This is a genomic window from Pseudomonas onubensis, assembly GCF_965653655.1.
GTDB lineage: Bacteria > Pseudomonadota > Gammaproteobacteria > Pseudomonadales > Pseudomonadaceae > Aquipseudomonas.
The window spans coordinates 44,536-56,012 of record NZ_CBFHAZ010000033.1 but is presented as its reverse complement, the minus strand read 5'-3'; the positions used below and the strand labels follow the sequence as shown (position 1 = coordinate 56,012).

At 56.6% G+C, this 11,477-nt stretch carries 11 protein-coding genes and 1 pseudogene; 5 read left to right on the top strand and 7 right to left on the bottom strand.

Annotated features, from left to right (window positions below; translation table 11 throughout):
* Positions 1 to 84: 84 nt before the first annotated feature.
* From ACTD9P_RS13655 to ACTD9P_RS13645, 3 genes are read right to left on the bottom strand one after another with little or no spacing between them, the layout of a single operon-like run.
* On the bottom strand, positions 85 to 564 hold the full coding sequence (locus ACTD9P_RS13655) for a VOC family protein (protein WP_438868096.1): 480 nt from the start codon (positions 562 to 564) through the stop codon (positions 85 to 87).
* Between the two features lie 56 nt (positions 565 to 620).
* Entirely contained in the window at positions 621 to 1,016 is a 396-nt protein-coding gene (locus tag ACTD9P_RS13650) for an ester cyclase (protein WP_438868095.1), read from the bottom strand.
* Positions 1,017 to 1,070: 54 nt separating this feature from the next.
* Positions 1,071 to 1,691 (bottom strand): LysE family translocator, encoded by a 621-nt coding sequence (locus tag ACTD9P_RS13645; protein WP_438868094.1) that lies wholly within the window; start codon positions 1,689 to 1,691, stop codon positions 1,071 to 1,073.
* A 190-nt stretch (positions 1,692 to 1,881) separates the two neighbouring features.
* On the opposite strand from ACTD9P_RS13645, the gene ACTD9P_RS13640 reads away from it, so the two are divergent.
* The 5 genes and pseudogenes from ACTD9P_RS13640 to ACTD9P_RS13620 all read left to right on the top strand — a co-directional run bounded on the left by ACTD9P_RS13640 (position 1,882) and on the right by ACTD9P_RS13620 (position 5,084).
* Positions 1,882 to 3,057, top strand: a complete 1,176-nt coding sequence (locus ACTD9P_RS13640) for a methyltransferase domain-containing protein (protein WP_438868093.1) — start codon at positions 1,882 to 1,884, stop codon at positions 3,055 to 3,057.
* A 47-nt stretch (positions 3,058 to 3,104) separates the two neighbouring features.
* Complete coding sequence (locus ACTD9P_RS13635; RefSeq protein WP_438868092.1) at positions 3,105 to 3,362, top strand: YjhX family toxin; 258 nt, start codon at positions 3,105 to 3,107, stop codon at positions 3,360 to 3,362.
* A gap of 14 nt (positions 3,363 to 3,376) precedes the next feature.
* Positions 3,377 to 3,934: pseudogene (locus tag ACTD9P_RS13630) on the top strand (HD domain-containing protein); the annotation flags it as partial.
* Between the two features lie 3 nt (positions 3,935 to 3,937).
* Positions 3,938 to 4,444, top strand: coding sequence for a GNAT family N-acetyltransferase (locus tag ACTD9P_RS13625; RefSeq protein ID WP_438868099.1), 507 nt, complete (start codon positions 3,938 to 3,940; stop codon positions 4,442 to 4,444).
* A gap of 160 nt (positions 4,445 to 4,604) precedes the next feature.
* Positions 4,605 to 5,084, top strand: a complete 480-nt coding sequence (locus ACTD9P_RS13620) for a DUF2867 domain-containing protein (protein WP_438868091.1) — start codon at positions 4,605 to 4,607, stop codon at positions 5,082 to 5,084.
* Between the two features lie 86 nt (positions 5,085 to 5,170).
* On the opposite strand, the gene ACTD9P_RS13615 is transcribed toward ACTD9P_RS13620, so the two are convergent.
* The 4 genes from ACTD9P_RS13615 to ACTD9P_RS13600 all read right to left on the bottom strand — a co-directional run bounded on the left by ACTD9P_RS13615 (position 5,171) and on the right by ACTD9P_RS13600 (position 11,348).
* A complete protein-coding gene (locus ACTD9P_RS13615; RefSeq protein WP_438868090.1) occupies positions 5,171 to 6,259 on the bottom strand; it encodes a hypothetical protein in 1,089 nt (362 codons plus the stop codon).
* A 70-nt stretch (positions 6,260 to 6,329) separates the two neighbouring features.
* A complete protein-coding gene (locus ACTD9P_RS13610) occupies positions 6,330 to 7,823 on the bottom strand; it encodes a methyl-accepting chemotaxis protein (RefSeq protein ID WP_438868089.1) in 1,494 nt (497 codons plus the stop codon).
* 183 nt (positions 7,824 to 8,006) lie between these two features.
* Positions 8,007 to 10,169 carry a TonB-dependent siderophore receptor gene (locus ACTD9P_RS13605; protein ID WP_438868088.1) on the bottom strand — a complete coding sequence of 721 codons (2,163 nt, stop codon included), beginning with the start codon at positions 10,167 to 10,169 and terminating at the stop codon, positions 8,007 to 8,009.
* A gap of 159 nt (positions 10,170 to 10,328) precedes the next feature.
* Positions 10,329 to 11,348 carry an alpha/beta fold hydrolase gene (locus tag ACTD9P_RS13600; RefSeq protein WP_438868087.1) on the bottom strand — a complete coding sequence of 340 codons (1,020 nt, stop codon included), beginning with the start codon at positions 11,346 to 11,348 and terminating at the stop codon, positions 10,329 to 10,331.
* Positions 11,349 to 11,477: the final 129 nt, after the last annotated feature.

Here is an 11,477-nt window from a genome sequence, read left to right as displayed (position 1 = left end):
AATGCGGTGTATCAGTGACAGGTGAGTTGACTGACCCACCGCATTCGCGAGCAAGCCCGCTCCCACATTGGATCTTTGGTGCCTTCAATCACCTGCTACCGCAGCTTCGATAGCAGCCACGTCAATCTTGGTCATGGTCATCATTGCCTCGAACGCACGCTTGGCGATGGCCGGGTTGGCATGCGTCACCGCCGCCGACAAGACGCGTGGGGTGATCTGCCAGGACACGCCCCACTTGTCCTTGCACCAGCCGCAGGCGCTGGCCTGGCCGCCGTTGTCGATAATGGTGTTCCAATAGCGGTCGGTTTCGGCCTGGTCGTCCGTGGCCACCTGAAATGAAAACGCCTCGGTATGCGGGAACGCCGGGCCAGCATTCAATCCCAGGCAGGGAATGCCCAATACGGTGAAATCGACGGTCAACACATCGCCTTGCTTGCCCGCCGGAAAGTCGCCGGGGGCGTGATGTACGGCCTTCACCGCGCTGTCCGGGAAAGTCTCGGCGTAGAACTTCGCCGCTTCCAGGGCGGTGCCGTTGTACCAGAGGCAGAGGGTGTTTTTGTTCATCTTGGGTCTCCACGGGTTGGTCGGGTGTAGAGAGTCTAGACGACGGTCGATCAAGGCTAATCGTGTGTCAGCTGTTGAGCTATCGCGGCTTTGTCGATGACTGACCAGACCTGCGCAATTTTGCCATCGCGGCATTCGTAGAACACGTTTTCATCGAAGGTCACCGTCCTGCCATTGATCGGCAGCCCGAAGAATTCACCTCGGGGGCTCACCGTGAAATTCAACCGGCTGGCGACGGTCGGCGGGTCGGCTACCAGCAGTTGGATGCGAAACACCAGGTCGGGGATCTCACGAAAATCGCGTTCCAGCATCGCGCGGTAGCCTGCCAGGCCGATGGGGCTGGCGTTGTAGGTCACCTGCGGGTGGACGAAGTCACCCAGGTGCTCCCAGTCCTGACGGTTGAGGCAGTCGATGTAGCCTTGGTAAAAGTCGACGAGTTCGGTTCGGGTCATGTCGCGTTCTCCCTATTCAGGGTGTCCATGTTCGTGAAGTGCGCGAGGCGGCCCTCACGCCCTGCGTGCCATCAACAGCACTGTGGCCGCCGCTGACAACAAGCCGGCGCAGCAGCGATTGAACAGTCGCTTGCCACGGGGCTCGGCAAACCAGCGGCGCATATGCAGGCCCATGTACGCGTAGGCGCTGATGGCGACCCATTCCAGGCCCAGGAACATCGCACCCAGCAGCGCAAATTGGGGGGTGATCGGTTGGCCTGGCACTACGAATTGCGGGAGGAAAGCGGTGAAGATCAGGATGGCTTTAGGGTTGCCGGCCGCCACCAGAAACTCCTGACGTGCCAAGGCCCACAATCCCACCTTGTCCGTCGCTGATTCAGCTTCTTTGTGCGGATTAGCCCGCCACAACTGGAATGCAAGATAAAACAGATACGCCGCACCCAGAATCTTGATCCCGTAGAACAACAGCTCTGAGGTTTGCAGCACCACCGCCAAGCCGGCAGAGGCGAGGGCAATCATGCCGGCAAAGGCCAGCAAACGGCCAATACCCGCAAGGCAAGAAGTGCGATAGCCATGACGCGTGGAGTTGCTTACGGACAGCAGGTTGTTGGGGCCGGGCGCCATGTTCAGGGCGAAGCAGGCGGGGAGAAAGAGGGCGAGCGTGGCGAGGTCCATGGCGGCTCCGGAGTGGGTCGTGCGGGACCGAAGAGGATAAAGGGTCTTGAGGGGGTAGGACAATCCACACACACCGCACTTCGATCTGCGTAGAAAAGGTCGCAATAAAAAAACCATTTGGGCAAATTTCCCCTTTACCTGTCTATAGCTTCATAGTTTATGTTGTACGCCATGGATCGAGGGACAGCTTATGTATCGTATTTCCGAGTTGGCGCTGAAAGTGGGTTTAAGCCGTTCGACGCTGCTCTATTACGAAAAGCTGGGGCTGATCAGCTCCAAGCGCCAGGCCAATGGGTATCGCGCGTATTCGACGCATGACCTGCAACAGTTGAAGTTGTTGCAGCAACTGCAAGCCGGTGGGCTGACGTTGAAAGAGTGCCAGGCGTGCCTGGACACGCGCATCGACAGGGCATTGTTGCTTGAGCGGTTACAGACGCTGGAACACGAGATTGCGCAGAAACAACAATCCCGGGATCTGCTCGCCGCCATGCTCGGGCAAGCCTCGATGCGTGGCTGGCACCAGGCGTTGGAGAACCAGGCCCCAGGCGCGCATCTGGGCTGGTTGCTCAAACAGGGCTTCAACGAAAAGCAGGCGTTGCGCCTTAAGTGGTTATCAAAGGATATGAATGAACATGACCACTACATGGCCGATTTCGAGCGACTCTTTGATAGTTTGGATCGCCTGGGGCCGGGCTCTGCCGAAGACACATTGGCAGCCCTGAATGCATTGCCCGCTGTTCCGAAGACGCTGCTGGACATCGGTTGCGGCCGGGGTGTGAGCACGCTGTTATTGGCACAACATACCCAAGGGCAGGTTACCGCCGTGGACAACGACGAATACAGCCTGGTCCACGTGCAGGCGGCCGTTGCGGCCAATGCGTTGGAGCAGCGTGTCCGGCTCCTGTGCGCCAGCATGACTGAACTGCCCTTTGAAGACGGTTCATTTGATGCCATTTGGGCCGAAGGCAGTGCTTACATCATGGGCTTTGGGCATGCGCTCAAAAGCTGGAGACGGTTTATCAAGCCGCAAGGTTTTCTGGTGGTCAGTGATTTGATCTGGTTAACCGATAGCCCGCACGCTGAAGCGTTTTCATTCTGGAAGAAAAACTATCCAGCCATGACGACGCTTCAGGACCGAGTTTCCAGCATGGCCCCACTGGGTTATCGGGTCCTGCACAGTTTTGCCTTGAGTCGCCACGCGTGGGAAAACTACGTGGCGCCCTTGCGTAAAAAGGTTGCAGAAGTATCTGCAAGCGACTTTTCGTCAAATGCTCTGGCAGACATCAAGGAAGAGATTGATATCCACGAGCGCTTTCTGGATGACTACGGCTATCAGTTTTTCGTGTTGCAGAAAAACAGCGCCTAGTAACGACGCAGCGTTTACCCCGTCCTGACACTTATTAGGTGGACAGTATGAATATTTCCAAATCGGAACAACGGAGGCTGCACGTCCTCGCAAAAGGCGGCCGCATCTCACACCAACGCGACGCGTCAGGTCGGGTGAGGGCGGTGGAATGCTATACCCGAGAAGGCTATCTGCTTGCTGACTGCACGCTCAGCGTGTTTAACAAACTAAGGGCCAAGCGATTGCTCAAGTCCATAGACGGCCAGCCTTATCGTGTGACCAAGTCAGGGTTGCAGGCGGTGCGTCCGCAACTGGATAACCGTTAATTATTGGAGTTGTCATGAACATTGAAACACTGAAAGGGCGCCTGGACTTCCTGCGCGAAGCGGAGCAACTCAAAAGTGTGCTCAGAAGTGCCCATACTTCATCCGGTCGCCAGGAAAGTACGGCCGAGCATAGTTGGCGATTAAGCCTGATGGCGATGGTGTTCGCTGACGAACTCAAAGGCCTTGACCTGTTGAAAGTGCTCAAGCTCTGCCTGATTCATGATCTGGGTGAGGCCATAAGCGGCGATATTCCCGCTGTGAGCAAGAACGACTTTCCACATAAAACCGAGCAAGAGCGCGCCGACCTCTTACACCTCACGCGTTCGCTGGATGAAGGTTTGCGCACGCAAATAATGACGCTGTGGGAGGACTACGAAAACGCCGGCTCCCCTGAGGCCCTGGCTGTGAAAGCGCTGGACAAGCTGGAGACGATCCTGCAGCACAACCAAGGCATCAACCCACGTGGTTTTGATTACGCGTTTAACCTGACCTATGGCGACCAATACACAAAAACGACTGATTTGTTCCGCACGCTACGTGGCCTGATTGATCAAGACACCCGAGAGCACTTGAATATGAGCCTGAGTATCCGCAATGAACTACCTGAAGACAGTAAACGTATATTCGCAGTGACAACTGAGGCATTCCAGAGCGAAGCGCATTCCAGCCACACCGAGCAATTCATTGTCGATGCACTGCGCCAAGCCGGGCAATTAACCGTTTCGCTGGTGGCGGTCGTGAATGATGAAATCGTCGGGCACATCGCCATTTCCCCAGTTACCGTGTCTTCCGGTGCTGCGGGTTGGTATGGGCTGGGGCCGATATCCGTATTGCCTGAACGCCAGGGCCTGCGAATTGGTTCATCCTTGATGAAAACCGCGCTTGCCAAGTTGCAAGGCAATGGTGCAAATGGCTGTGTTGTGTTGGGTAATCCTGGCTACTACGGTCGCTTTGGCTTCAAAGCTTACGCTGGTTTGGAGTTGCCCGGGGTTCCTCAAGAGTACTTCCAAACGTTGAGCTTTGGCGGTGATTTGCCAGTCGGCACTGTGCAATTTCACCCGGCATTTGACGCTAAGGAGTAAGCGCTTGGTGCGCACGTTTTCAGTTTGAAAGACTTACGCGGCCCGCATCGATGCGGGCCGCGTAGCGTGCGTCTGTCTTGAGTGTTGCCGCAAGCGCTGGTATCGCGCTTTACTTACCGTCCAGACCTGTCACGAACCGCGCTTTTCAAGGAGATAATCGTTGGCTACCAAGGATGTTGTTTACACGCTGGGTTTACCGGCCGAGCTGGATTACTACGACCAAAGATCGGTCAGGTTACCCACTGATACCAGCGTGCTTGAGGCCTGGAACATCATGACCGCCGACCCTGGGATGTTCATGCAGTGGGCCTTTCGAATCCGCGACGGGATTTCTTCGCGGTTCGGTGTGAAACGCATCGGTGGGTTCTCGGGCTTGCCGCGAAACACCGTGCAGGCGGGCGAGCGGCTGGATTTTTTCCTGGTAGAACACAGCGCCCCGGACGTGTTGGTGCTGACCGAGCGCGACCGGCACCTGGATGTGATGATTTGCCTGTCGATCAGTGAGCGGGTGTTTACGATCACCTCATCGGTGGTCACCCATAACACTTTTGGGCGCCTGTACATGCTGCCGGTGGGGCCGGTGCATAAGTTGATCATTAACAACCATTTGAGACGCCTCAAACGCGTACTTGAAGGATAGTCGCGGTCTCAGCCTGAAGGACTGTGGCTCATTTGATTTTTTCGGTCGCCGGGAAGTACGCAACCAAAGCGTCGGCATGGCCGAGGCTAAAACATAGTGATCACTCTTAGGGCTTTGTCGTCAGGACGGTATTCGAGTCCAACAATTGTACGTGCGGGGCAGGATGAACCAGGTCGTTGAGTTTCAATTATGATATTGAATTTTCGGGTGTCGTGCTCTTCTACATAACTGAGGTTGTAAATATAGCTTGATTCTATTTTGCCTCTGATCAGGCTTATCAGGTCCTCCTTGGTTGTTTGTGTGAGCCCGCTTTTTATCAGTTTGCCAGCGTTCAATAGGTAGTCGTATTTTTTATTTTCCAGGATAATGTTCAGGTTTGAAAGTGCTTGTACGTTTTCGGTGATTGCGTTGAGAGAAAAGTGGGTATCTGTTTCATGTCTGGCTAACGGTTTGCGTTCTATTTTATAACTGAGAAATTGGGTAAAGTTAAGCGTCTTGATACTTTTGATGCAATAACCTTCTTTTTCAAAGTCATAGCTGGTGATGTTTACGTTTTGGTCGTTTGGTCGATCATCTTCGTGCGCCAAAATTATTGTTTTTTCACGTTTTATGCCTACGTTCACTAAGGTTGTGGAAAGGTACGTCTTAGCGGGGGAGTCATAGGTGGTCGGAATAAAGCCAATATAGGAAGCTTGCGTTTTCAGCCCTTCGTTTATTCGCTCCAGTGCCGCGTCCGTAATATTGTTTAAATAAATGCAAAAGATATCGGTGCTGTGCCCGTACTCAAAATATCGCGCTACTTTTGTTTGGTGTTCAATGATTTCATACACGTAGTCTTGTTGTTTGTTGCTGGCGATTAAATCTCCCGCGAGGATGCTTTGGGTACTTTTGGGTTCCAGTAGAGGAAGCAGGTAGGACATGATCGCTTGACCATAGCTGCTGGATTGGATTACCCGCGTATCAAACAGAAAGGCTGCTTCATTGTTTTCAATGGACGGGACGAGGGCGGTTTTAAGTTGTTGATAATTGACGCCGCTGTTTGCGAGGGCTTTTAAGGTGCTTTGGAACATAGCCTGTATTTGGTGCGTCATTAACTGCTGAGAAATTCCAAAGTGCTCTGTGATCACCTCAAGAAAAACGTTACCCCTGGCGTCTAGTGTGTAAATTGTGTCCATATTTCAAACCTTCCATGTCTTGTAAACGTTAAAGGGGGCGAACAGCCAGTACTCGACACGCCCCCGACACTCACTGATGAAACCTGCGCCCCAACGCATCCAGCCTGACCGCAATCGGCGGCAACTGCTCACTGCTGCGCGCCAGGATTTCCACATCATCGGCGGTGTTTTGTGCAATGTTCTGCACTGACTGCAGGCGCCCGACAATCTCCAGGTTGGCAGAGGTCTGTTCGCGGGTGGTAATCACGATTCGCCCGTTCAGCGCGTCGATATGCGCGATGTCGGCGCCCACGGCCTGCAACATGTCCACCGCCAGTTGGCTGTCCTCTACGCAACGCGCTACACCTGCCTGGCTGTCGTGCATGGCCTCGACGGCCTGGCGGCTGCCGTGTTGCAGGCCTTCGATGATCTGTTTGATTTCCTGTGTGGAGACGGCGGTGCGCTGGGCCAGGCTGCGGACCTCATCGGCGACCACCGCAAAACCTCGGCCTTGCTCGCCGGCGCGGGCGGCTTCGATGGCGGCGTTGAGCGCCAGCAGGTTGGTCTGGTTGGCGATGCTGCTGATCACTTCGAGTACCGAGCCGATCTGTTCGGCTTGCGTGGCCAGGCCTTGCACCGTCTCATTGGTGCCGTTGATACGTGAGGCCAATTGGGTGATTTCCTGCTGGGCGCGACCGACACTGTCCTGGCCTCGTGCAATCTGTTGGCTGGCCTTGCCCGCATGTTCAACGGCCTGTTCGACGTGCAGGGTAATGTGGCCGGTGGCGTCTTCCATGCGCTGCATTGAGTCGGTCATCTGGTTGATTTCGACCAGTTGATGGCGCGCACCTTTTTCCAATGTGCCACTGGCGCTGGCCAACGCCTGGCCGAGTTGGCCGAGACCATGGGAGTCGCGGGTCACGCCATCGATCAGGTGGGTGATCTGCTGCAGGAAGTGGTCGAAACGCTTGGCCAGGGACACATGCGCCTTGCCTTCACCCCGGGCGGTTTCTACCGTGAGCTGGGACGTCACGGCGAGCATTTTTTCCAGCATCTCCTGGCTTTCGACCGCCTCGGCCTGGCTATGAATGGCGAGGTAGAGCAGGGCGACCGTCTCCATCACTACGTAAAAGGCGTGTACGAACACCATGTTCCAGCCGCCATGATGGTCCATCACAAATACCGGGAAACCTTGATGCTGCAACGCGTGAAACACCACGTGGTGGACGGCGATGGTCACCGCCGCGACGAGGATCGGCAGCCAGTCGCGATAAAACGTCAGCACCGCCAGCAGCGCGAAGATACCGAAGTGCGCTTCGATCAAGCCCTGCGCCTGGTTGATATGCAGCGCGGCCATGACCATCAGGCCGGCGCCGAGCAAACAGCGCATTAATCGGGTGCCACCGAGGGCGCGATAGAGCAGCGTAAGCACCACACTGGCGCCACCACCGACGATCACGGCTTGCAGCCAAGTGTCGTGCCAGAAGGCCAGACCCAGGGAGAATAGAAACATCAGCCAGATCAACGCCAGCATGATGCGGTCGGCTTTGCGGTAGTGCTCCAGGAAGCGGGCGCGTGCGGGCATTCACTCTTACTCCATGTGGTCGAGCCAGGAACAAAGCATGCGGCGTGCCACGATGGGCCGCCGGTAAAAAGCAAAGCAGGTATCAGGTTTTTTGCCGGATCAGCTGTAACAAATCGTTATCGGCAGTGGACAGTAAGACTTAAGAACGGCCGCCCGAGCGGGCGACCGAAAATACAAACAGGATCAGAAGCTATATTTGGCGGTCACCATCATGTTGCGCGGTGCGCCGTAGGAGTCGCCGCCATAGCTCACGGAGTTGGAGATGGACTGGTAATACGTGCGATCAAAGATGTTGTTGGCATTGAGCTGCAGGTCCAGATGCTGGTTGACTTGGTAACCAGCCATCAGGTCGGTCACGGCATAGGCGCCTTGCTTGAGGCGGTAGGTACTGCCGTCCGCGACTTTAAAGTCGTTGTACAAACGGCTTTGCCAGTAGACGTTGCCGCCTATGCGGAGTTTTTCCAGAGCGCCCTGGAAGTGGTAGTTGGTGGTCAGTTTGAACAAGTGTTCCGGGATGTCGGTGTCGAACTGTTTGTTAACATTTTGCGGGTTGGCGTCATCCTTGATGGTGTGGGTGCGCGCATAGGTGTAGCCGCCGCCAACCTGCCAATTGGGGGTCAATGCGCCCTGCAGTTCCATGTCGATACCCTGGCTGCGAATCTCGCCTGAGGCTACCGCGCAGGATGCCTGCGGGCAGTTCGGCACCACCACCGCCACGGCACGGTTTTCCTGGTCTACACGAAACAGCGCGACGCTAGCATTCAATGCGCCGCCCAGGTATTCGCCCTTGATACCGACCTCATAATTCTTGCCGACAATCGGTTTGAGCGGCGTGCCGGTGCTGTCCTTGTCACTCTGCGGGGTAAAGATGTCGCTGTAGCTGACATACACCGAGTGGTGGTCGTCCAGGTCGTAGATAAGACCGGCGTAGCGGGTGAGGTTGCGCGTTACATGGTAATCGCCATCGTTGCTGCCATGGGCATCGTAGTCATACCAGTCCAGACGGGCGCCGAGGATCAGCTTCAACGGGTCGGCCAGGCTCAGGCGTGTGGTGAGGTAGACACCGTCCTGGGTGGTGACGTCGCGGTCGTTGGTGGTGTGGACGAAGTCCGGTTTGCCCGCCGTCAGTGGCCAGTTCAAGTTGTACGGGCTGTAGTTGTGGGTGGTCATGTCATAGATGCGGCGGCTGGCGCCGACCACCAATTCATGGGTACGCCCGAAGGCCTGAAAGGGGCCGCTGGCGAAGGCGTCGACGCCGGCCTGGTCTTCATCGTAAGAGGCCTGGTAGACCGTGCGCGCCAGGGTGTTGTTGACCCAGCGCGACTGGTAGGAGCCCGAAAAGAGCGCGTCCTGCTCAGCGTAGTTGGCGTTGATCTGCAGTTTCCAGTCGTGGGCCAGGCGCTGACGCAGCTCGGCAAACACCGTGTTGATCTCCTGATCCTTGTTCTCCCAGGTGGTCCCTGGGTTGTAGGAGCGCGGCAGGTTCAAGTGATGGCCGTCCTGGCCAACCATCGAAGAACCCCAGAAGTAGTTGGTCTTGTCCTTCTGGTTCGAGAAACCCAGGGTCAAAGTGGTGTCTTCGCTGAGGTCTGCCTCGGTGACGGCATAGAACAGGCCGTGGTCTTCCTTGGCTTTGTCGATAAAACCATTGGCGTCTCGGTAAGAGGTCACAACCCGGCCGCGCCAAGTGCCGCTGTCATTGAGTGGGCTGGAGGCGTCCAGCTCGCCACGGTAGTCGTCCCAGCTGCCGGCGGCGCCGGTGAGGGTGACTTTCTGCTCATCCAGTGGCCGCTTGCGTATCAGGTTGATGGCCGCCGAAGGGTTGCCGGCGCCGGTCACCAGGCCGGTGGCCCCGCGCACGATCTCGACGCGGTCGAACATTGCCAGGTTCGGCTGGGCGCCGACTGAAACGCCGTTATAGCCGGTGGGGATGCCGTCATACATCAGGTTGTCGATGTCGAAACCACGTGAGGTATAGGATTCTCGGCCAGGGCCACTGGAGAAATTCAGGAACAAACCTGGCGTGGCTTTTACCACGTCGTTGATGCTGGTCATCGCCTGGTCGTCCATCCGCTGACGGGTAATGACCGTGACCGCTTGCGGGGTTTCACGCAGGGTAAGCGGCAGTTTGGTCGCGGTTGCCATCGAGCCGGTGGTGTAGGACTGGCTGCCTTCGGTTGTCGCACCGAGGACTTGCTCGGTGTTGATCTGCGTCGCACCTAACTCAACCACCTCTGGCGGTTGTTGCGCGTCGGCGGCGAAGGCCGCGGGTGAGGTGGCAAGATAAACCGCCAACGCCATCAAACTGGGTGTAAATGCTTTGCCAACATGAAGTTGCACAGACATGAAACGGAGTCTCCCCTGAACGCCGTCCCTAGCGAATAATAAATCTGTTGATAATTATTCGCATTAGTGTGGCAGATCAAGCCCAAGCAAAAAAGCCTTTGGGGAGACATAGTTAACAAAAATTTCACATTTTCCAGGGTGGCATATGGCTAGAGCCCGTCACAGCTGGTCGGCGTCTATCACGGCCTTGGCAAACGCCGCCGGCGCTTCTTGCGGCAGGTTATGGCCGATGCCGCCGCTCACCAGACGGAACTGGTACTTGCCGGTAAAGCGTTTGGCGTAGTCCTCAGGTGCCGGATGCGGCGCGCCATTGGCGTCGCCTTCAAGGGTGATAGTCGGCACGCCAATGCTCGGCGCCTGCGCGAGTGTTTGCTCCAGGGCGGCGTATTGCGCTTCGCCCTGCACCAGACCGAGGCGCCAGCGGTAGTTGAATACGGTGATGGCCACGTGATCGGGGTTGTCCAGGCCTTTGGCACTGCGTTCGAAGGTGGCGTCGTCAAAGGCCCACTTCGGTGAGGCGGTCTGCCAGATCAGCTTGGCAAAGTCGTGGGTGTTTTTCTGGTAACCGGCGGCGCCGCGTTCGGTGGCGAAGTAGAACTGATACCACCACTGCAATTCCGCTTGGGGTGGCAGCGGGTTTTTGCCGGCGGCCTGGTTACCGATCAGGTAGCCGCTGACCGACACCAAGGCCTTGACCCGCTCCGGCCACAGCGCCGAGACAATATCTGCTGAGCGCGCGCCCCAGTCATAACCGCCCAGTACCGCCTGTTTGATCTTCAGCGCGTCCATGAAATCGATCACGTCCTGGGCCAGTGCCGCAGGTTCACCATTGCGTAAGGTTTTATCCGACAGAAAACGCGTATCGCCATACCCACGCGCATACGGGATCAGCACGCGGTAGCCCTTGGCGGCCAACAATGGTGCGACGTTGGCGTAGCTGTCGATATCGTAGGGCCAGCCATGCAACAGAATCACCACCTGGCCATTGGCCGGGCCGACCTCGGCGTAGGCCACATCCAGCAGGCCGGCCTTGATGTGCTTAAGCGCCCCGAAGGCCGATTGATGCTGCGCTGGCGGGGTTTGCGCTTCGGGCATCTCGGCATGGGCAATGCCCGTGGCAGCCAATGGCAACAGGGCAAGGGCCAGGAAAAGTGGGTGGCGTTTCAACTGAGCGTGCATGGCGAGCCTCCTTGGGCTTGATGGGTGCCGGATGCTCAGTTGAACGTTGTGCTGTATCGGCTGTGTTTCAGTAAGTGCCTTGGGTTAAACGTTGTGTATCGCAACACCTCCTGTACACAGTGCGATACA

Bases quoted from the DNA above. Each gene is read 5' to 3' on its own strand.
- ACTD9P_RS13645 (WP_438868094.1), bottom strand. From the start codon at position 1,691: ATGGACCTCGCCACGCTCGCCCTCTTTCTCCCCGCCTGCTTCGCCCTG.
- ACTD9P_RS13600 (WP_438868087.1), bottom strand. From the start codon at position 11,348: ATGCACGCTCAGTTGAAACGCCACCCACTTTTCCTGGCCCTTGCCCTG.
- ACTD9P_RS13640 (WP_438868093.1), top strand. From the start codon at position 1,882: ATGTATCGTATTTCCGAGTTGGCGCTGAAAGTGGGTTTAAGCCGTTCG.
- ACTD9P_RS13655 (WP_438868096.1), bottom strand. From the start codon at position 564: ATGAACAAAAACACCCTCTGCCTCTGGTACAACGGCACCGCCCTGGAA.
- ACTD9P_RS13615 (WP_438868090.1), bottom strand. From the start codon at position 6,259: ATGGACACAATTTACACACTAGACGCCAGGGGTAACGTTTTTCTTGAG.
- ACTD9P_RS13610 (WP_438868089.1), bottom strand. From the start codon at position 7,823: ATGCCCGCACGCGCCCGCTTCCTGGAGCACTACCGCAAAGCCGACCGC.
- ACTD9P_RS13625 (WP_438868099.1), top strand. From the start codon at position 3,938: ATGAGCCTGAGTATCCGCAATGAACTACCTGAAGACAGTAAACGTATA.
- ACTD9P_RS13635 (WP_438868092.1), top strand. From the start codon at position 3,105: ATGAATATTTCCAAATCGGAACAACGGAGGCTGCACGTCCTCGCAAAA.
- ACTD9P_RS13605 (WP_438868088.1), bottom strand. From the start codon at position 10,169: ATGTCTGTGCAACTTCATGTTGGCAAAGCATTTACACCCAGTTTGATG.
- ACTD9P_RS13650 (WP_438868095.1), bottom strand. From the start codon at position 1,016: ATGACCCGAACCGAACTCGTCGACTTTTACCAAGGCTACATCGACTGC.